This window comes from Bacillus sp. P14.5, from assembly GCF_003316765.1.
Classification (GTDB): Bacteria; Bacillota; Bacilli; order Bacillales; family Bacillaceae_B; genus Rossellomorea.
In genome coordinates this window covers 1-19,731 of sequence record NZ_NIJF01000090.1, presented here as the reverse complement: position 1 = coordinate 19,731, position 19,731 = coordinate 1, and the positions used below count along the sequence as shown (strand labels likewise).

Sequence of the window (19,731 nt, the reverse complement as noted above, 5' to 3'; positions counted from 1 at the left end):
AGAAAGGGGAGATCCCCTGCCGCCCATCAATAAACGCAGGAGCGAGGATGGGGAGGAGCAAGAAGGTCAAGGACGAGAGGGAGAGAACACCGGAATAGGCTCTGCCCATGAGGATGTGAACGAGCGAAGCGGACGAAGAGATTCGCCGCTCATCGCCGTCCTCGCCTTCAGTGCCGATGGTAGTTGGGGACTCCCCCTGTGAGAGTAGGACGTCGCCAGGCATGCAAAAGAGTACCCGAAGAGGTGCTCTTTTTTTGTATTCCAAAGAAAAGGGGGAGATCCCCTTCCGCCAATCAATAAAACGCAGGAGCGAGGATGGGGAGGAGCAAGAAGGTCGAGGACGAGAGGGAGAGAACACCGGAGTGGGCTCTGCCCATGAGGATGTGAACGAGCGAAGCGGACGAAGAGATTCGCCGCTCATCGCCGTCCTCGCCTTCAGCGCCGATGGTAGTTGGGGACTCCCCCTGTGAGAGTAGGACGTCGCCAGGCAATTTAAAAAGTACCCGAGGGGTGCTCTTTTTTTGTGTTGAAAAGTTCGCTGCTTGGAGACATCATCTCTTCTGTTAGCTCTATATCATGTACCCAAGTTGGCTGCTCGGAGACATTATCTCTCCTGGTGACTTCACATCATGCACCCAAGGTCGCTGCTTGAAGACATCATCTTTTCTATTGGCTCTACATCATGTACCCAAGTTTGCCGTTTGGAGACATCATCTCTTCTGTTAGCTCTATATCATGTACCAAAGTTGGCTGCTCGGAGACATCATCTCTCCTGGTGACTTCACATCATGTACCCAAGTTGGCTGCTTGGAGACATGATCTCTCCTGGTGACTTCACATCATGTACCCAAGTTGGCTGCTTGGAGACATCATCTTTCCTGCTGACTCCAGATGATGTACCCAAGGTCCGCTGCTTGGAGACATCATCTCTTCTGTTAGCTCTATATCATGTACCCAAGTTCACTGCTCGGAGACATCATCTTTCCTGCTGACTCCAGATGATGTACCCAAGGCCGCTGCTTGGAGACAACATCTTTTCTATTGGCTCCACATCATGCACCCAAGGTAGCTGCTTGAAGACATCATCTTTTCTATTGGCTCTACATCAAGTACCCAAGTTCGCTGCTTGGAGACATCATCTCTCCTGGTGACTTCACATCATGTACCCAAGTTGGCTGCTTGGAGACATCATCTCTTCTGTTAGCTCTATATCAAATACCCAAGTTCACTGCTCGGAGACATTATCTTTCTTACTGGCTCTATAAAATGTACCCAGGTTTGCTGCTTACAGACAACTATCCTCCCATTTCAAACTCAACATGTAATCTTGGGTGATGTTTGCGGACGAAGAGATTCGCGCTCATCGCCGTCCGAGCCATTGACAGCATTCAAATTTGCTTCCGCATGTCCTATCCCTTAGTCTTAAGTTATATAGAGTAAAGGAGAGATAGAGATGACCTCAATTTATGATTTCAATGCAGTAAAGCCGAATGGCGAGGAAGTACCATTGAGTGAGTTTAGGGGTGAGGCAATGGTAATTGTGAATACCGCAAGCAAGTGTGGATTTACTCCTCAGTTTGAAGAACTGCAGTCTCTTTATGAAGAATTTAAGGATAAGGGTTTCACCGTTCTGGGGTTTCCTTCTGACCAATTTATGAATCAGGAATTCGATAATAATGATGATATCATGGAATTTTGTAAAGTGAACTATGGTGTGAGCTTTCCGATGTTTTCTAAAGTGGATGTAAAAGGGAAGGGTGCGCATCCTTTATTTAAGTATCTCACTAAGGAGAAAAAAGGGCTGATGACATCCGAGGTGAAGTGGAATTTCACAAAGTTCCTCATTGACCGTGAAGGCAATGTCGTGAAGAGATACGCGCCTCAAACCTCTCCAAAAAAAATCAAAGAGGATTTGGATGAGCTCTTATAAAATTTTTACGTGAATTCATTTAGATGAATTCACGTTTTTATTTATTATTGTTCCCCATGGTCGCTTTTCATCTGGTCTGTTTTATATGCTTCTCACCAAAAGATCGGGTAAATTACAATTTGGACAGAAGGTATTTCTTTATTAAAACTGGCGGTTTTTCAAGAGAAAGACAGAGAAAGTTTTTAATGATTGGATAATCGTTTGATGAATTCGTTTTTAAGAGTTCGCTCCACCATTCTGTCTCATATCGGGCAATCATGCTCAAGTTATACAGGAGCAGGTAGTGGATGATTGGTTCAGGCAGTGTGTATGCTCCTGTGCGGTCACAGGACAGGGAATACTGGCTTGTCTTGATATTAAGGCGGATAGGTGGTATCTCTTCATATAATGAGTCCTGGAGAGATAGGTGCCCATTGTGGACATTCACTTTGTTCTCTGTTTTCTCTTTCAAAAATTGGTGAAGGCGTTCTTCAGACATATGGTAATGATTAAGGATTTCATTAGAGAAGAAAAGGGTTTGTCCATTGAGGGACAAGGGAAATTGAGTTTGCTTATTCAAAACTATTTTGAAAGTATCGTTCATTTCCGGAATTTGTGAAAGCAGATCCCCCATTTGAAATTTTTCAGCTTCTAAATGTTTCACGTGAAACATTTCTTGGGCGAAGTGGGAAAGAAGCCCATTTTTTTGGATTTTAATTTCATCTTTAAGAAAGCTGTACTGCTGTTTTTTCTTTTTCTGCTTGTTACCCCGTGAGCCAGGACCGACGTATTTTGAGGGTAAAAAGGATCGATGGTTAGAATACAGGCCTTAATAAGGTGTATGTATCCATAGAACAACAGAATGGGCTGGATGGACAGTGGGGTGGCCAATGCTTGTTTGAAGTATAGCTCGCCTTGTTCCAGGTAATATATAAACGGATAGCAGTTATTATAGCTTTGCACCTCTGCTTCGTTTAGAGAGATTTTTTGGTAGCATTTTTTTAAATACTTTTGAGACATTTCCGCTGAATGAAAACAGCTTAGTGATTCCCAAACTGATAAAGGGGATATCATATTCAAACCTCCAAGTTATCCGAATAATCTAACTAATAAATATCATCTTGACAGTATTTTAACCAATTGATAACCTACTAATAATATTTTGAGAAAAGGGGGACGAGAAAAATGTGGGAAACGAAATTTGCTAAAGAGGGTTTAACGTTCGATGATGTTCTGCTGCTTCCTGCAAAATCAGAGGTTTTGCCTAAGGATGTCAGTATAAAGGTAAGTTTAACTAGTACGTTGAATTTGAATGTTCCAGTGATCAGTGCAGGTATGGATACGGTCACCGAAGCCGAGATGGCGATTGCTATGGCAAGGCAGGGCGGTTTAGGGATCGATTCATAAAAATATGAGTATTGAGCAGCAGGCTGAGCAAGTGGATAAAGTAAAGCGTTCAGAAAGCGGAGTCATTTCCGATCCATTTTTCTTATCTCCAGAGCATCAGGTTTTTGATGCTGAACATCTGATGGGCAAGTACCGTATTTCAGGTGTTCCAATCGTGAATAATATCGAAGAACAAAAACTAGTCGGAATATTGACGAACAGGGATTTGCGTTTCGTTCAGGACTATTCCATCCTGATATCCGATGTGATGACAAAAGAGAACCTGGTTACTGCTCCAGTCGGAACAACTTTGCAGGAAGCAGAGAAAATCCTTCAGCAGTATAAAATCGAGAAACTGCCATTGATTGACGAAGATGGAGTATTGAAAGGCCTCATTACTATAAAAGACATCGAGAAAGTTATTGAATTCCCGAATTCTGCGAAAGACAAGCATGGCCGTTTGCTTGCAGGAGCTGCGGTAGGTGTTTCCGGTGATACTATGAAAAGGGTGGAGCATCTTGTCAAATCTCAGGTAGACGTGATTGTTATTGATACTGCTCACGGACATTCTGCGGGAGTTCTCCAGGTAGTGAAGGATATCCGAGGTCTTTATCCAGATTTGAACATTGTTGCCGGAAATGTGGCGACAGCAGAGGCTACCCGTGCTCTATTCGAAGCAGGCGCGGATGTGGTCAAGGTTGGAATCGGACCTGGTTCAATTTGTACCACTCGTGTAGTAGCGGGTGTAGGAGTGCCGCAAATCACAGCTATTTATGATTGTGCTACTGAAGCCAGGAAGCATGGAAAAGCGATTATTGCGGACGGAGGCATTAAATACTCCGGTGATATCGCGAAAGCACTGGCATCTGGTGGACATGCTGTCATGCTTGGAAGCCTTCTTGCCGGAACAACAGAAAGCCCCGGGGAAACGGAAATCTTCCAGGGAAGACGCTTCAAGGTTTACCGCGGCATGGGCTCGGTCAGTTCAATGGAGAAGGGATCAAAAGACCGTTACTTCCAGGAGGAAAACAAGAAGTTCGTTCCAGAGGGAATCGAAGGCAGACTTCCTTATAAGGGACCTCTTGCAGATACGCTTTATCAGTTGATCGGCGGTCTTCGTTCAGGAATGGGATACTGTGGTGCAAAGGACCTTCAAGCTTTAAGGGAAGAAGCACAATTTATAAAAATGACTGGTGCCGGACTTCGTGAGAGCCATCCGCATGATGTGCAGATTACGAAAGAAGCACCGAACTACTCACTATAATAGATAAATCAAAAGAAAAGACCTGTCTTTTAGGTCTTTTTCTTTTGATTTAAGGTATTTTTGATTAGAACATATTCGTGGGTGCGGGGCTGGTACAGTCCGTACGCCGCTGAGCGGGGCCTTTCCGCTTTTTATCAATCCAGCTCCAGCGGCCAGCGCCTAGCAGATTTTGGTCTCTCTCCTTGCGATAAGTCAACATCGACTCACTATGTTCGTCGTGTTTCCTTTATCTCATGCGAGATCCCATAAATCTGTACGGCGCTGAACGGCCGCTTCCGCTTTTTAGTCAGTCCAGCTGCAAGGCCCCAGCGGCTAGCGTACTGCCCATCCCCTCCTTTGCGATAAGTCATCATCGAATCACTTCGTTCTTCGTGATTCCTTTATCTCAATGCGGGGCTGGTACAGTCCGTACGCCGCTGAGCGGGGCCTTTCCGCTTTTTAGTCAGGACTTTCTTCCCGGGGGTCCTGATTTTTATTTCCTAAACTAGGAAAATACTCTATCTATTATAAATAGTGCTAATATGTTAAAATAACAAAAGTGTTTACATAAATTGATGGAGGGCTACAAAGTGAAAAAATGGTTTCAAAAATCTGTCGTCTCTTTTTTGGTCATAGTATTAGCAGCAGGAGTTTTCCAACCGGCGATTTCTGCGGATGCTGAAGATGCACTGAACGTTAATGCGGAAGCAGCAATCATAGTTGAAGCTGAAACAGGCAAAATCATCTATGAAAAGAATTCGGAAACAGCCATGGGAATCGCAAGTATGACAAAAATGATGACAGAGTACTTGCTGCTTGAAGCAGTTAACGAAGGAAAAGTTGATTGGGAGCAGCAGTATACGATTCCTGTTCCACTTTCAGATTTATCACATAGAACGGATTTAAGTAATGTTCCATTGGAAGCTGAAGCACAGTATACGGTGAAAGAATTATATGAAGCAATGGCGATTTATTCTGCGAATGCCGCTACGATGGCGATCACAAACATCATTGCGGGTTCTGAGACGAATTTTATTAAAATGATGAACGACAAGGCTGAAGAGCTTGGCCTTCAATCTTATAAATTTGTTAACTCATCTGGCTTGAACAACGCTGATCTTGGAGAAATGAGGCCTGAAGGTACGGGAGCTGACGAAGAAAATGTTATGTCAGCAAATGATACTGCCAAGCTTGCCTTCCATTTACTGAATGATTACCCGGAAGTATTGGAAACTGCACAGGTTCCAAAGAAAAACTTCGGAAGTGTCGAAATGCAGAACTGGAACTGGATGCTTGAAGGTCTTGTTTATGAGTATGAGGGCATGGACGGATTAAAAACGGGTACAACCGATTTTGCCGGGTACTCTTTTACAGGAACAGCTGAAAGAGAAGGTACAAGATATATAACTGTCGTGATGGACGCCCATCCCAACGAAGGTGAAAACGAATATCATGCACGTTTCGCCCAGACTGCGAACATGATGAATTATGCATTCAACAACTTCACGAAAGAGGAAATTTTCCCTGCTAATTACGAGGTGAAAGGCCAGAAATCTCTTCCGGTTGTGAAAGGAAAAGAAAAAGAAATTGCGATTCATACAAACGAGCCATTAATGATGGTCGTTAAAAATGGTGAGAAGGAATTCGAGCCAAAATTAGTGTTGAATGAGGAAAAATTGAACGAAGATAAACAGCTTACAGCTCCAATCAAAGATGAAGAGCAGGTCGGCTACCTTACAGTCGAGGGCGGGGATGACCTTGGCTTCATTACAAACAATGCAGCTGAAGGCGGACAAGCCGCAGTCGTAACAGCAAATGCTGTGGAAAAAGCGAACTGGTTCACGTTGTCCATGAGAGCAGTCGGCGGATTCTTTTCTGATATCTGGGGAAGCATCACGTCAACTGTGAAAGGCTGGTTCTGATCCACAAAGAAATAAGATAGTTTATACTCAAAAACCACCACTTGTCTTGACATGAGGTGGTTTTTGTTGTTTATTTAGCATGGGGGAAAAATATATTCCTGAGAGAGTTAGTTAATTTTTTCCTTACAATAATACTGTTTTTTGGTTGAAAATATATATAGGAAATCTGAAGGGGGACATATAGAAATGAAAACGGGTACAGACGTAGTAAAACGTGGAATGGCTGAAATGCAAAAAGGCGGCGTAATCATGGACGTAGTAAACGCCGAGCAAGCGAAAATCGCGGAAGCATCAGGTGCTGTGGCAGTAATGGCATTGGAACGTGTTCCAGCTGACATCCGTGCAGCGGGCGGGGTAGCGAGAATGGCAGATCCTCGTATCGTGGAAGAGGTAATGGGAGCTGTTTCAGTCCCTGTTATGGCGAAGGCTCGTATCGGTCATATCGTTGAAGCGCGTATACTTGAATCAATGGGCGTGGACTATATCGATGAGAGTGAAGTATTGACTCCGGCTGATGAAGAGTACCACTTGAATAAAAGGGATTATACTGTACCGTTTGTATGCGGCTGCCGTGATTTAGGGGAAGCAGCACGCCGTATCGGTGAAGGAGCTTCAATGCTTCGCACAAAAGGTGAGCCTGGTACAGGAAACATCGTTGAAGCTGTTCGTCATATGAGAAAAGTGAACGCACAGGTACGCAAACTTGTGACTATGAGCACGGATGAAATCATGACAGAAGCGAAATTGCTTGGTGCTCCTTACGAGCTGCTTTTGGAAATCAAAGAACACGGCAGACTGCCTGTTGTTAACTTTGCTGCCGGCGGAATAGCGACACCTGCTGATGCTGCTCTTATGATGCAGCTTGGAGCAGACGGAGTATTCGTTGGTTCCGGTATCTTTAAATCTGACAACCCTGAACGTTTCGCTAAAGCTATTGTTGAAGCTACTACACACTTCGAAGACTACGAGCTGATTGCAAAACTTTCTAAAAATCTAGGCATTGCGATGAAAGGAATTGAGATTTCCTCTCTAACTCCAGAAACACGCATGCAAGAACGCGGCTGGTAAGAATGGTTAAGATCGGAGTATTAGGGCTCCAGGGGGCAGTTAGAGAGCATGTTCGTGCCATACAGGAAAATGGCGCCGAAGCTGTCGTGGTCAAGAAGGCCACCCAGCTGGAGGGTATTGACGGTCTGATTTTCCCTGGCGGTGAAAGCACAACCATGCGCCGTTTGATCGATCTTTATGATTTCATGGACCCGATGAAGAAATTCATTGGGGATGGAAAGCCAGTTTTCGGTACTTGTGCCGGACTGATTCTTTTGGCTAAGAATATCGTTGGGTATGCGGAGCCGCATCTTGGTGTTATGGATGTAACCGTCGAGCGGAACTCATTCGGACGCCAGCGTGAGAGCTTTGAAGTGGACCTTGATATTGCGCATGTGGGTGAAGGCTATAATGCGGTATTCATCCGTGCCCCTCACATTGTGGAGGCAGGAGAGAATGTCGAAGTGCTGGCGAAGCATGAGGGAAGGATCGTACTGGCTCGTGAAGGCCAGTTCCTTGGATGCTCCTTCCATCCCGAGTTAACATCGGATAACCGCCTGACTGGTTATTTCATCAAGATGGTCGAAGAAACAAAAGAAAAACAAATGGCATAATCCTATTGCATTGAGGCAATAATTGTAGTAACTTATTATACAAACTTAATCGCTCGAAAACGTTGAGAGGAAATAGTAATGCGGACTGCTTTCTTCAGAGAGTCGGTGGCTGGTGAAAACCGATGTAAGCACCCCATGAATCCATCCTTGAGTAAAGGACTGAACGCAACCCGATTGTCAGTAGGCCCTTTCGGTGAGAACCGTTATATTACTTAAGAGGAAAGTAGTTTCTTACTATTTTCAATCAGGGTGGCAACGCGGAACCTCCGTCCCTTTTATGGGATGGGGGTTTTTTGTGTTACTGAAAATCTTTCAACCTTCCGGGCAGATTACAAGGAGGAAACAAAAATGCTGGATATCAGATATTTACGAGCAAACTTTGAGGATGTGAAGAACCGCCTTCAAGACCGCGGTGAAGATTTAAGTGATTTTGAAAAGTTTGAAGAACTCGATGTAAGAAGAAGAGAGTTGCTTGTAGAAACAGAAAACTTAAAGAGCAAGCGTAACGAAGTGTCTCAACGGATCGCAGAAATGAAAAAAGAAAAGCAAAACGCGGATGATCTTATTCTTGAAATGCGTGAAGTCGGCAGCGAGATTAAAAAGCTTGATGAGGAATTGAAAGAAGTGGAAGGAAAACTCGACCGCTTAATGCTTTCTATCCCAAATATTCCTCATGAGAGTGTACCTGTTGGATCTACGGAAGATGATAACGTAGAGGCTCGAAAATGGGGAGCGGTTCCAACTTTTGACTTTGAACCTAAACCTCACTGGGACCTTGCAACAGATTCTGGCATTCTTGATTTTGAAAGAGCAAGCAAAGTAACAGGAAGCCGCTTTGTCTTTTATAAAGGCCTGGGTGCCAGATTGGAACGTGCTCTTATCAACTTTATGATGGACCTTCATATGGATGAGCATGGATATGAAGAAATGCTTCCTCCATACATTGTCAACCGCGAGAGCATGACAGGTACCGGGCAGCTTCCTAAATTCGAAGAAGATGCATTCCTGATTGAAAGCGAAGATTACTACCTTGTACCAACAGCAGAAGTGCCTGTCACCAATTATCACCGTGATGAGATCCTGACAAATGACCAGCTTCCAATTGCCTATACAGCATTCAGCGCCTGCTTCCGTTCTGAAGCGGGATCTGCCGGCAGGGATACAAGGGGACTGATCCGTCAGCATCAATTCAATAAAGTGGAACTTGTCCGCTTTGTCCGCCCTGAAGATTCTTATACTGAGCTGGAAAAATTGACGGGACACGCAGAGAAGGTACTTCAATTACTGAACCTCCCATACCGGGTAATGTCTATGTGTACCGCTGATCTTGGATTTACAGCTGCAAAAAAATATGATATCGAAGTTTGGATTCCAAGCTATCGGACGTATCGTGAAATTTCTTCTTGCAGTAACTTTGAAGCATTCCAGGCACGCCGTGCAAACATCCGCTTCCGCCGCGAGCCAGGCGCGAAACCGGAACATGTCCATACGTTGAATGGATCTGGACTAGCACTCGGCCGTACAGTAGCCGCGATATTGGAGAACTACCAGCAAGAAGATGGAAGTATCATCATTCCTGAGGTGCTGAGACCATATATGCGCGGAGCAGAAGTTATCAAGCCTAAATAAGTGGAATGGATATTGAGCGGGAAACGACTTTTCCGCTCAATATTATTTCAGGATAAAAGTTTTTAAAAAATATCGGAAAATGGTTGACTCAATATTTTTCCTGTGATATTATTATTCTTGTCGATACGGAGGAATACCCAAGTCTGGCTGAAGGGATCGGTCTTGAAAACCGACAGGGGTGTAACAGCCCGCGGGGGTTCGAATCCCTCTTCCTCCTCCATTGTTTTTAAATTAACCATAGCGCATAAATATTGGAGATATGAAAACCGCTGCCTCGTGCAGCGGTTTTTTAATTGGCTGAAACTCTTAGAGTGAAGTCGGTTCAATTATATGAAATACGATAGAATGCTCCTGTGATTTTTTAACAACTTTGATGTCCCCAGCAGGATAAGCGGGGTACATGAAGGAGCCACTGAGAGCTGCTATTTAATAAAATATCACTTTGGTCTATAAAGAAAATGCGGATGCTATAAGGAAATAGTGTCCGTTTTTTTCTTCACCATACCATACTTACCCTTTAGCTTTCTGAAAATAAAGGATTCGTTTTTTCAGATAGTATATTCTCCTGAGGAATTATGATGTGTAAAATGATGTAGTAACATTGGAGCCTTCCCTTATATTGACGGTCCTATAAAAGAGAGTAAAGCTTATTCACGATTAATGTTCTTTTTAATAACGTTGATTGGAGTCGTGCACCTGAAAAGGAAATCAACTCTTTGAAGTTTGGATAGTAATAATTTGATTTCCTATAGTGAGTACTCTGCAAATAAAACAAAAAAGGATGGATTGAGCTGCTGCTCGTCCATCCTTTTTTGTTTATGATTTCAGTAATCGTGTCTGTTCAATGAAATATCCAATTCTTTCAATGATCGGCTCAATAGAATTTTCATTATTGATCAGATCATAATCGTTGATATTCAATCGAAGCACAGGACATGCGTTGAAGGAATCGATCCAATTTTCATAACGGACATGCATTTCCTGCCAGTAATCAACAGGTGTCTGCTGTTCCATTGGACGTCCTCTTTCACGAATGCGGTCTACCACATCATCGATAGATCCTTCCAAATAGATGAGAAGGTCTGGATGAGGGAAATAAGGTGTCATCACCATGGCGTCAAAAAGACTTGTATAGGTATCGTAATCGATAGCGGACATATTTCCTTTTTCATAATGCATTTTCGCAAAGATGCCTGTGTCCTCGTAGATGGAACGGTCTTGGATGAAGCCGCCGCCGTATTCAAAAATTTTCTTTTGCTCTTTGAAGCGTTCAGCGAGGAAATAGACTTGAAGATGGAAGCTCCAGCTCTTGAAATCCTCATAAAATTTGTCCAGGTACGGATTGGTATCGACTTTTTCAAAGGAAGTACGGAAGCCAAGTGCCTTCGCAAGTCCGTTGGTCATCGTCGATTTGCCGACACCGACAGTTCCGGCAATCGTGATGACGGAATTGCTCGGGATCCCGTATTTATTTCGAAGGTTCATGATAAAGTGGCTCCTTTTTTCAATGTTTGATCTAAAGAATCTATAATAAGTGCTAAATCATCTTTGTTCTTTACAAAGTCCATCTGGTCCCCGTTAAAGCGAAGCACAGGAATGTCCGGATACTTGCTTTCGAACTGCGCAATATGGCGTTCATAGTCCAAGGAAAGCTGCTCCAGGTATAAGGGGCTTATCTTCCTTTCGAACTCTCTGCCTCTTAAGGCAATCCGGTGCAGAAGGGTATCAAGGCTGGCGTTTAAGTAGACCACGACATTTGGTACCGGCATGTCCTCTGTTAGTATTTGATAAATGTTCATGTATTTATCAAATTGCTTGTTCTTTAACGTTCTCTCAGCAAAGATGAGATTTTTTAAAATATGATAATCGGCGACGACTGGTTTACTCTGTGAAATAAAGTGTGATTCTATATCTTCCAGCTGCTTGTAGCGGTTGCATAAGAAAAACATTTCAGTTTGAAAGCTCCATTCATCGATGTTGTCATAAAATTTATCAAGAAATGGATTTTCATCTACGATTTCTTTTAAAAGATGATAATTGAAATGTGTTGAAATCGCTTTGGCCAAAGAAGTTTTCCCTACCCCAATCGGTCCTTCGACCGTAATGAATGGAATGCTTCCCATACAATGTCCTCCTTTACCGACATTATGGTTTAATAATCGACATGTACTCGTCAAATGACGACAAGTGTTATTTTAACACAATATATAGCCGCAAGGGTGACTTTTTAAAAGTAAGTTCTGCTAAACAAGGCTGTTTATTTCCGCTCTTGTATCATGTTACGGGAAGGGATGGTCAGCCCTGAAAACATAAAAAACCGCCATCGCTTTGTAAAGGATGGCGGTTCTATCAATATTATCTTTTTACCACATCAAAGTTGTCTGTGATCAACAGCCAGTTCTGAGGAAAGGGAAGACCGAGTTTCCAATAACTCATTCCCCTTAGTTTTAATTCCTTTATTAAATCGAATTTTGCCTGGATTGAACGCGCGTCTTCAAACCATACCTCATGCTGATTTCCTTCCGGGTCCTGGTAAGTGAAAAATGGTGCCTGTGCTTCGGTGTCATATTGAATTGGAACATTATTTTGTGCTGCAATTTCAATTGCTCTTTGCGGGCTGACCGCCTTGGCGACATCTCCTTCCTTAAAAGGAAGTGTCCAGTCATATCCATAAAGGTTCTGCCCCATCATGATTTTTGAGGCAGGCATTTCGCTTAGAGCATATTCCAGCACTTCCCGGACAGGCCCTATAGGCGAAACAGCCATAGCCGGCCCTCCGCTGTAGCCCCATTCATAAGTCATAATGACAACAAAGTCGACAATCTCTCCATGTGCTTTATAATCGTGTGCTTCATACCACTTTCCTTTTTGTCCGGCACTCGTCTTTGGTGCAAGAGCAGTGGACAGGAGCCAGCCTTCCTGATTGAAGCGGGCCTTGGCTTTGCGCAAAAATTGATTGTATGCCTCACGATCCTGGGGACGGAGATATTCAAAATCAAAGTGGATATCCCGGAAGCCATACTTCTTGGCTGTGGCCACCACATTATCAAGGAACTTGTTCTGGATATTTTGATCATTTAAAAGAATCCTGCCGACTTCATCGCTGAATTGGCCTTCCTCCTGGTTGGTAATGGCCATCATAAGGACGTTTCCGTTCGCCCTCCCAATCTCCAGCAGATTCCCGAGGGGAGGCTCTTTCAATGTACCGTCCCTTTTTGCTTCAAAATCAAAAGGAGCAAGGTAGGTAAGATATGGAGCTGCTTCTCTTGCGCTTTCTTCCAAATTCGGCTGAACGGTTGTGCCATAAGGCTCTACATAGGCATTGAACTCAGCGTCTGTTTTAGGGCGCTCAGGGATATACAAGCGGAAGCCCACCTGCAGCGGCTGGTTGACGGAAATCCCATTGATCTGAGCAAGCTCTTGATAAGAGATGCCGAACCTCCTGCTGATGGACCACAAGCTGTCTCCCGGCTGCACAAAATAAAATAAACCTACTATAGGAATGACCAGGGTCTGGCCGACGACAAGATTGTCGGGATTAGGAAGATCATTCGCTTCAATGATATCTTCAACGCTTGAATTATATGTTTGAGCAATTCCAAACAACGACTGATTAGGCTGGACTACATGGATTTGCATAACTTGCCCCCCTTTAACATTTTCACTGTAAGAAATGTATGTGGAAAAAGAGGGAAGTATGATGATTGAGGAGAATTTTAACAGGTTTTTTAAAAAAGGTTTTTCGCAACGCTTGTGGTTGTTATATAAGTTATGGATTTCCGCTCCAGACGGACGACTCCGCGGAGCGGGCATTAATCACGAGGGGCTTGGCGGTGTAATTAGACTTCCCGCTAGTACCGCAGAAGGTCACCTTTAGTTCAAAAAGGGGTGAAGGTAATTATCTTTGAAAGGAGCTCTCTTTTAAAACTTTTAGATGGCCCTGCCGGTGTGAACATGCCGATTCCCGAATGTGGAATAGTGAGGGTTACTTTAATTGATTAGGGGATCAGGATAGGGACTTTAACCGTGGAAATAGAGGGAAATTTTCCTCTTAATTAATTAAATGGGGACCGAAAAACACCTAAATAGAGGGAAAAATTCCCCTTATTTGACTAAAAAGGCTCGTAAAAGGGTATCTCATGCTTTAATAAGGGGAAAAACTTCCCTTATTCATCAACAAAATGAGCAGAAACCTGTAATTAACGGTAAAATCTCCCCTTATTTTTTACCGTTAGTTACACATAGGGACATGACTTTTATTTCTCTTTTTATCTGGCTCTTCTCGTAAACTTTGTTGCTATTTAATACTAATTCCGAAAAAGTACCCATATTAAGAGGGATAAAAACTGGTAACACCGAAAAGAAAAGAGCTACTCTCCCTCGATAAGAGATAAAACTCTTAATATCCGGGGGAAAATCCGGCTATTGGGATTTTCCGAAGCAACAATATATGCGAAAACAGCCTCTTTTCTAGAGGGTAATTCGTAACTCTATTGATCGAGTTTAAAATCTACTGGTAAGCTGGAAAAGTAAAGCTTCTTATACCTTACAGAGAGAAGACACAAAGGATACAGGTAGAACAGCCCAAAGGATTTTTCCGGTACCAAGCAATTCGCCCTTTGGTAAAGAGTGCGTCAATAGTAACCCTGCAAGATACTTCCTGAAGCAACGATATCCGCCTTCAACACATTCTTCATCATTTCCAAGGCATACCGGTTATCGTCTTCACTCACAGAAGCAATGCAGTCTTCCGGGATGATCAGGTTGAATTCCCTCATATAAGCATCATTGGCCGTGAACAACACACAGATATTTCCGGCAATGCCTGTAAGGATGAGTGTATCGACCTTCAAGGAATGAAGAAGTGTATTTAAAGCTGTTCCATAGAAAGCGGAGTGTTTCGGTTTGATCAAGAAGTAGTCATCTTTGCCAGGCTTTAATGTTTCGATAATAGGGCGGCTGATATCATTCAGGCATTTATCATAGATTTTTTTCAAATCGGCCTGCCAGAGGGTATAATGGTCATTAATATAGATGACAGGCATATTGTTTTGACGGCAGGCTCCTCGCAGAGAATCAAGAGGCTTTAGCATTTTTGTGGTGTGATCAGCGAGTGTCTTGCCGTGTTCGAAATCAAATGGATTCAGTATATCTATTATTAATAGTGCGGTATGGTCATTCATCATTATCCTCCTTTTGCAATAGTGTGGGGTGGGGAGAATGATTTTATCCATAGGTAAGGAGTTATACAAGTGGATACGAAACAGGAATACTTTATGAAACTCGCCATAGATGAGGCCAAGAAAGCCGAGGGAAAAGAAGAAGTCCCGATCGGAGCAGTGGTCGTGCTGGATGGAGAAGTGATTGGAGCCGCCCATAATCTCAGGGAAACGACACAAAATGCGGTGACTCATGCCGAACTGCTGGCGATTGAGCAAGCCTGCGAAAAGATGGGTACTTGGAGGCTGGAAGGTGCGGTACTTTTTGTCACATTGGAACCCTGTCCGATGTGTTCCGGTGCGATCCTTCTATCAAGAATCAAGACAGTGGTATATGGCGCACCTGATCCAAAAGCGGGGTGCGCGGGAACCCTGATGAACCTTCTGGAGGATGAGCGCTTTAACCATCAATGTGTGGTTGTGCCAGGTGTGCTGCAGGAGGAATGCGGACAGCTTCTGACAAGCTTTTTCCGCAGGCTCCGGGCTAAGAAGAAAGAGGAAAAGCAGAGAAGGAAAGCAGAGATGGAACAGGATACAGGAATTGACAATCTCTAAGCCATTGCTTTTTTCCGTAAGAGCTAGTATACTAATATTTGCGTCGGACATGGCGCAACTAAATATGGTATCAATTTTGCCGTGCTAGGCGGGGAGGTAGCGGTGCCCTGTACTCGCAATCCGCTCCAGCGAGGCTGAATCCCTTCCTGAGGCTTGCACTCTGTAAGGCCTGCCTCAAGTAAGTGGTGTTGACGCCCGGGTCCTGCGCAATGGGAACCCATGAACCATGTCAGGTCCGGAAGGAAGCAGCATTAAGTGGACTATCTCATGTGCCGCGGGGTTGCCTGGGCCGAGCTAACTGCTTGAGTAACGCTTATGGATGCATGTCGACGGAAGGTGCACGGCAGTTTAATACTTATAATGAAACTCATCCTTTCGGGGATGGGTTTTTTGCATAGGGAAGAACTTCAATAAAAATCTGATAATAGTTAATCAGTCTTTGTAAAACTAAATTTATTTAAGTTATAATAGATAGATGAGAATATATTTTACACACATGCCCGTCAAAGCTTTGTGGCAAACGGCCATTTTTAAAATAATACATATAAAAGGAGGAGAACGTTTTGAGTTATCAAGCTTTATATAGAGTCTGGCGTCCGCAGCAGTTCCTCGATGTAGTCGGCCAGCAGCATGTAACGAAAACATTGCAAAATGCTCTCCTCCAGCAGAAAATTTCACATGCCTATCTTTTTTCAGGGCCAAGGGGAACCGGGAAAACGAGTGCTGCCAAGATCCTGGCCAAGGCAGTCAACTGTGAAAGAGCGCCAATCGCAGAGCCTTGCAATGAGTGTGACTCCTGTATCGGCATTACAGACGGCTCCATACCAGATGTCATCGAGATCGATGCAGCGTCCAATAATGGGGTCGAAGAAATCCGCGACATCCGGGACAAGGTCAAATATGCACCTAATGTGGTCTCCTATAAGGTCTATATAATAGATGAGGTCCATATGCTCTCTATCGGAGCTTTCAACGCCCTGCTGAAAACATTGGAAGAGCCTCCGAAGCACGTGATCTTTATCCTGGCAACAACCGAGCCGCATAAGATTCCGCTTACCATCATTTCGAGGTGCCAGCGATTCGACTTCAAAAGAATCACAGCAAGGGATATTGTTGGCAGAATGACTCATATTGCCGATGAATCGGGTGTACAATATGAAGAAAAAGCGCTGCATGTGGTCGCAAGGGCGGCAGAAGGCGGAATGCGTGATGCCCTCAGCCTGCTGGACCAGGCTATATCCTTCAGTCAGGACAGAGTGACGGTCGATGATGCCCTGACGGTAACGGGTGCGGTATCACAAGTCTATCTGAACAGGCTGGCCAAGGCGATTTTTGATAATGAAGTAGCCGATGCCCTCCAAGCTTTGGAAGAACTGCTTTTCCAAGGGAAAGACCCGGCAAGGCTTACAGAAGACCTTGTCCTGTACTTCAGGGACATGCTGCTTCACCAGACAGCGCCGAACCTTGAGGAATCACTTGAAAGGGTCATGCTGGACGAAGATTTCAAGGCATTGGCCGAAAGAGTCTCACCTCAGCATATTTACAGATTTATTGATATACTTAATGATGCACAGCAAGAGATGAAATTCACTAATCATGCCAGGATCTATATAGAAGTTTCCATTGTGAAACTCTGTCAGATTGAAGTGGAGAACAAGGTGGCTTCACCGGAAATTGGGCAGCTGATTCAAAAGGTCCAGAGCTTGGAAAATGAATTGAATCAGCTTAAGGCGAAGGGCGTCCCCGCACAGCAGGAATCAGTCCCTGCCCCTAAGAAGCGGGCGCCTTCTTCCCGAAAAGGTTTCAAGGTTGCAACGGGAATGGTGCAAGAAGTGCTGAAGACAGCGACGAAGGAAGATTTGAATCTTATCAAGAGCCGCTGGGGTGAAATGCTCGAAATCCTGAATCAGCGGCAGATGCGCTCACAAGCAGCACTGCTCAATGATGCGGAACCTGTTGCCGCTTCCACTCATTCTTTTATCCTGAAGTTCAAGTATGACATCCACTGCCAGATGGCAATGGAGAATGCTGGCTTTACGGAGGCGCTGGGCTCCATCCTGGGACAATTAGCCGGCACGGAATACCAGCCGATCGGTATCCCGGAAGACCAATGGCAGAGTGTGAGAGAGGATTTCATCAAGCACCAGAGAACCGATGATCCGGATTCTGCTGTGAATGAAGAGGCAGAAGATCCGCTGATTGCTGAGGCAAGAAAGCTTGTAGGAGAAGATTTAATAGAAATAAGAGAATAAAAATAATGGAGGTTTTTTACTATGCGTGGAATGGGAAATATGCAAGGTATGATGAAACAAATGCAAAAGATGCAAAAACAAATGGCTCAAGCTCAAGAGGAACTGGGTGATAAGCGTTTAGAAGGAACTGCAGGCGGCGGAATGGTGACAGTAATCGTATCCGGCCATAAAGAAGTATTAGAAGTGAACATCAAGGAAGAAGTAGTAGATCCAGAAGATATCGAAATGCTGCAGGACCTTGTTCTTGCTGCAACAAATGATGCTTTGAAACAAGCAGACGAACTGACGAACTCAACTATGGGACAATTCACCAAAGGAATGAACTTACCGGGAATGTTCTAGGAGGTTTACTATGCATTATCCTGAACCGATATCGAAGCTTATCGACAGCTTTATGAAACTGCCGGGAATAGGGCCGAAAACCGCGGCCCGACTGGCGTTTTTTGTTTTAGGCATGAAAGAGGATACCGTCCTTGAATTTGCCAAGGCTCTAGTGAACGCCAAAAGAAAGCTGACCTATTGTTCGGTCTGCGGCCATATAACCGATCAGGACCCTTGTTACATCTGTGAGGATGCAAGAAGGGACCGGAGTATTGTCTGTGTCGTCCAAGATCCCAAAGATGTCATTGCCATGGAAAAAATGAAGGAATATAACGGACTTTACCATGTCCTTCACGGGGCAATTTCTCCAATGGATGGAATCGGGCCTGAAGACATCAATGTTCCCGACCTTTTAAAAAGACTTCAAGATGAACAAGTGGAAGAAGTCATCCTGGCAACCAACCCGAACATTGAAGGCGAAGCGACGGCTATGTATATCTCAAGACTTCTGAAACCCTCCGGCATACGCGTTACAAGGATCGCCCATGGGCTCCCGGTAGGCGGAGACCTGGAATATGCGGATGAAGTCACTCTCTCTAAAGCATTAGAAGGAAGAAGAGATGTGTAGAACAGGAGTGGAATGTGACAATGTTCTTTCGAAAAAAAGGTAAATTACGAAAAGAGTATGAAAATAAACTGCTCCATTCACTTGAAGATACAAAAAAGAGTGGATTTCCCAGCGTGCTTTAGAAGATCTAAGCATTGAGAACTCATACGAAATCAATTACCAATCCAAGATTGCCGAGGCCAAATACTTTTTCTTCTTCAGGGAAGCGAAAAATAGAAAAGTCGTCATAAAAAGGTAGACAACCCTCATATCCTCTCTATAAGGTATCGATTTATCCTTTAAGGGAGGGAAATAATATGAGTCCGGTCGTAGTTATCGCAGTCATCAGCAGCATGATCGTATTTCTGCTTGCAGCAGGGACTCCGTTCAAACCTGCAAAATTTGTTGGGCAGCTATGCATGAAAGTATTGATCGGAGCACTGTTCTTGTTCTTCTTAAATGCTTTTGGAAGCCAATTCGGCATTCATGTGCCGATTAACCTGGCGACTTCCTCGGTTTCCGGGATTCTCGGAATACCGGGAGTAGTAGGATTAACCATCATCCAAATGTATATTATCGTATAAACTCCGCTGAAATCTTAAGCGGGGTTTTTGTTTTTCTATAGTAACTTCTATTGTATGATCCGGTTTTAATAATTCACCGGAGAAAAGTGCTGAGCCCTCCGTTTAAAGAGAAATCTTTCCGCAAGCAAAACAGCCTTTGAATAAGAACCTAATAGTAAAGGTATTAGCATGGAGGGGCACACTGCGGCAGGTGGTTAAGAGTATTTTGAATAAGATTGCGGAAAAAAACTTTCTTTTTTAAAAAACTTTGTAATATGTATTGACGCTTTAAAGTTAAACGTGATATTATATTCCTTGTCGCTGAAACAACAGCGCACTGCTTTTTTAAAAAATATTGACACCACATCACGAAGTGTGTTACACTAATTTGGTGCTCAAGAGAGACACATTGAACATTGAAAACTAAACAACTCAAAACGTCAACGTTAATCTAGTAAGAACAT

At 43.9% G+C, this 19,731-nt stretch carries 15 protein-coding genes, 1 tRNA gene, 1 other RNA gene, 3 pseudogenes and 1 other annotated feature; of the genes and pseudogenes, 14 read left to right on the top strand and 6 right to left on the bottom strand.

The features are described 5' to 3' along the window. Positions 1-781 precede the first annotated feature (781 nt). On the bottom strand, positions 782-904 hold the full coding sequence (locus B9Z54_RS26250; RefSeq protein ID WP_275887824.1) for a hypothetical protein: 123 nt from the start codon (positions 902-904) through the stop codon (positions 782-784). Positions 905-1,453: 549 nt separating this feature from the next. Here B9Z54_RS26250 and B9Z54_RS17620 point away from each other — a divergent pair. Next, positions 1,454-1,930 carry a glutathione peroxidase gene (locus B9Z54_RS17620; RefSeq protein WP_113929718.1) on the top strand — a complete coding sequence of 159 codons (477 nt, stop codon included), beginning with the start codon at positions 1,454-1,456 and terminating at the stop codon, positions 1,928-1,930. Positions 1,931-2,042: 112 nt separating this feature from the next. Here the strand turns inward: B9Z54_RS17620 and B9Z54_RS17615 are convergent. Continuing rightward, positions 2,043-2,929, bottom strand: a pseudogene (locus tag B9Z54_RS17615) (YaaC family protein). 165 nt (positions 2,930-3,094) lie between these two features. On the opposite strand from B9Z54_RS17615, the pseudogene guaB reads away from it, so the two are divergent. The 6 genes and pseudogenes from guaB to B9Z54_RS17580 all read left to right on the top strand — a co-directional run bounded on the left by guaB (position 3,095) and on the right by B9Z54_RS17580 (position 9,970). Beyond that, a pseudogene (guaB, locus tag B9Z54_RS17605) lies at positions 3,095-4,559 on the top strand (IMP dehydrogenase). Positions 4,560-5,113: 554 nt separating this feature from the next. After that, entirely contained in the window at positions 5,114-6,460 is a 1,347-nt protein-coding gene (locus tag B9Z54_RS17600; protein ID WP_113929721.1) for a D-alanyl-D-alanine carboxypeptidase family protein, read from the top strand. 186 nt (positions 6,461-6,646) lie between these two features. Continuing rightward, entirely contained in the window at positions 6,647-7,528 is an 882-nt protein-coding gene (pdxS, locus tag B9Z54_RS17595; protein WP_113929715.1) for a pyridoxal 5'-phosphate synthase lyase subunit PdxS, read from the top strand. A 2-nt stretch (positions 7,529-7,530) separates the two neighbouring features. Beyond that, positions 7,531-8,121: a pyridoxal 5'-phosphate synthase glutaminase subunit PdxT gene (gene pdxT, locus B9Z54_RS17590; RefSeq protein WP_113929714.1), complete on the top strand. Its 591-nt coding sequence runs from the start codon at positions 7,531-7,533 to the stop codon at positions 8,119-8,121. A gap of 53 nt (positions 8,122-8,174) precedes the next feature. Next, positions 8,175-8,398: a binding site (T-box leader), on the top strand. Positions 8,399-8,469: 71 nt separating this feature from the next. Beyond that, complete coding sequence (gene serS / locus B9Z54_RS17585) at positions 8,470-9,750, top strand: serine--tRNA ligase (protein ID WP_113929713.1); 1,281 nt, start codon at positions 8,470-8,472, stop codon at positions 9,748-9,750. A 127-nt stretch (positions 9,751-9,877) separates the two neighbouring features. After that, positions 9,878-9,970 (top strand) — tRNA-Ser (locus B9Z54_RS17580). Positions 9,971-10,566: 596 nt separating this feature from the next. On the opposite strand, the gene B9Z54_RS17575 is transcribed toward B9Z54_RS17580, so the two are convergent. The 4 genes from B9Z54_RS17575 to B9Z54_RS17560 all read right to left on the bottom strand — a co-directional run bounded on the left by B9Z54_RS17575 (position 10,567) and on the right by B9Z54_RS17560 (position 14,936). Beyond that, positions 10,567-11,235, bottom strand: coding sequence for a deoxynucleoside kinase (locus B9Z54_RS17575; protein WP_113929712.1), 669 nt, complete (start codon positions 11,233-11,235; stop codon positions 10,567-10,569). Further along, the gene (locus B9Z54_RS17570; protein ID WP_113929711.1) at positions 11,232-11,873 is read right to left on the bottom strand and encodes a deoxynucleoside kinase; all 642 of its coding nucleotides are present in this window, start codon (positions 11,871-11,873) and stop codon (positions 11,232-11,234) included. The genes B9Z54_RS17575 and B9Z54_RS17570 overlap by 4 nt, the downstream gene beginning before the upstream one ends. 232 nt (positions 11,874-12,105) lie before the next feature. After that, positions 12,106-13,389, bottom strand: a complete 1,284-nt coding sequence (locus B9Z54_RS17565; RefSeq protein ID WP_113929710.1) for a glycoside hydrolase family 18 protein — start codon at positions 13,387-13,389, stop codon at positions 12,106-12,108. A gap of 995 nt (positions 13,390-14,384) precedes the next feature. Continuing rightward, the gene (locus tag B9Z54_RS17560; RefSeq protein WP_113929709.1) at positions 14,385-14,936 is read right to left on the bottom strand and encodes a cysteine hydrolase family protein; all 552 of its coding nucleotides are present in this window, start codon (positions 14,934-14,936) and stop codon (positions 14,385-14,387) included. Between the two features lie 66 nt (positions 14,937-15,002). Here B9Z54_RS17560 and tadA point away from each other — a divergent pair, with 66 nt between their 5' ends. The 7 genes and pseudogenes from tadA to B9Z54_RS17525 all read left to right on the top strand — a co-directional run bounded on the left by tadA (position 15,003) and on the right by B9Z54_RS17525 (position 19,288). Continuing rightward, a complete protein-coding gene (gene tadA / locus B9Z54_RS17555) occupies positions 15,003-15,524 on the top strand; it encodes a tRNA adenosine(34) deaminase TadA (RefSeq protein ID WP_222928196.1) in 522 nt (173 codons plus the stop codon). 79 nt (positions 15,525-15,603) lie between these two features. Further along, an RNA gene (gene ffs / locus B9Z54_RS17550) (signal recognition particle sRNA large type) lies at positions 15,604-15,868 on the top strand. A 219-nt stretch (positions 15,869-16,087) separates the two neighbouring features. Beyond that, a complete protein-coding gene (dnaX, locus tag B9Z54_RS17545; protein WP_113929708.1) occupies positions 16,088-17,776 on the top strand; it encodes a DNA polymerase III subunit gamma/tau in 1,689 nt (562 codons plus the stop codon). Between the two features lie 21 nt (positions 17,777-17,797). Next, positions 17,798-18,118 carry a YbaB/EbfC family nucleoid-associated protein gene (locus B9Z54_RS17540; RefSeq protein ID WP_113929707.1) on the top strand — a complete coding sequence of 107 codons (321 nt, stop codon included), beginning with the start codon at positions 17,798-17,800 and terminating at the stop codon, positions 18,116-18,118. 10 nt (positions 18,119-18,128) lie between these two features. Further along, positions 18,129-18,725, top strand: a complete 597-nt coding sequence (gene recR / locus B9Z54_RS17535; protein WP_113929706.1) for a recombination mediator RecR — start codon at positions 18,129-18,131, stop codon at positions 18,723-18,725. 20 nt (positions 18,726-18,745) lie between these two features. Then, positions 18,746-18,963: pseudogene (locus B9Z54_RS17530) on the top strand (YaaL family protein). 58 nt (positions 18,964-19,021) lie between these two features. After that, complete coding sequence (locus B9Z54_RS17525; protein ID WP_113929705.1) at positions 19,022-19,288, top strand: pro-sigmaK processing inhibitor BofA family protein; 267 nt, start codon at positions 19,022-19,024, stop codon at positions 19,286-19,288. The last annotated feature ends 443 nt before the right edge of the window (positions 19,289-19,731 follow it).

Coding starts and splice junctions, on each gene's coding strand:
- pdxT (WP_113929714.1), top strand. CDS start 7,531: ATGGTTAAGATCGGAGTATTAGGGCTCCAGGGGGCAGTTAGAGAGCAT.
- pdxS (WP_113929715.1), top strand. CDS start 6,647: ATGAAAACGGGTACAGACGTAGTAAAACGTGGAATGGCTGAAATGCAA.
- B9Z54_RS17620 (WP_113929718.1), top strand. CDS start 1,454: ATGACCTCAATTTATGATTTCAATGCAGTAAAGCCGAATGGCGAGGAA.
- B9Z54_RS17600 (WP_113929721.1), top strand. CDS start 5,114: ATGGAGGGCTACAAAGTGAAAAAATGGTTTCAAAAATCTGTCGTCTCT.
- B9Z54_RS17525 (WP_113929705.1), top strand. CDS start 19,022: ATGAGTCCGGTCGTAGTTATCGCAGTCATCAGCAGCATGATCGTATTT.
- B9Z54_RS17540 (WP_113929707.1), top strand. CDS start 17,798: ATGCGTGGAATGGGAAATATGCAAGGTATGATGAAACAAATGCAAAAG.
- B9Z54_RS17560 (WP_113929709.1), bottom strand. CDS start 14,936: ATGATGAATGACCATACCGCACTATTAATAATAGATATACTGAATCCA.
- recR (WP_113929706.1), top strand. CDS start 18,129: ATGCATTATCCTGAACCGATATCGAAGCTTATCGACAGCTTTATGAAA.
- serS (WP_113929713.1), top strand. CDS start 8,470: ATGCTGGATATCAGATATTTACGAGCAAACTTTGAGGATGTGAAGAAC.
- B9Z54_RS17575 (WP_113929712.1), bottom strand. CDS start 11,235: ATGAACCTTCGAAATAAATACGGGATCCCGAGCAATTCCGTCATCACG.
- B9Z54_RS17570 (WP_113929711.1), bottom strand. CDS start 11,873: ATGGGAAGCATTCCATTCATTACGGTCGAAGGACCGATTGGGGTAGGG.
- B9Z54_RS17565 (WP_113929710.1), bottom strand. CDS start 13,389: ATGCAAATCCATGTAGTCCAGCCTAATCAGTCGTTGTTTGGAATTGCT.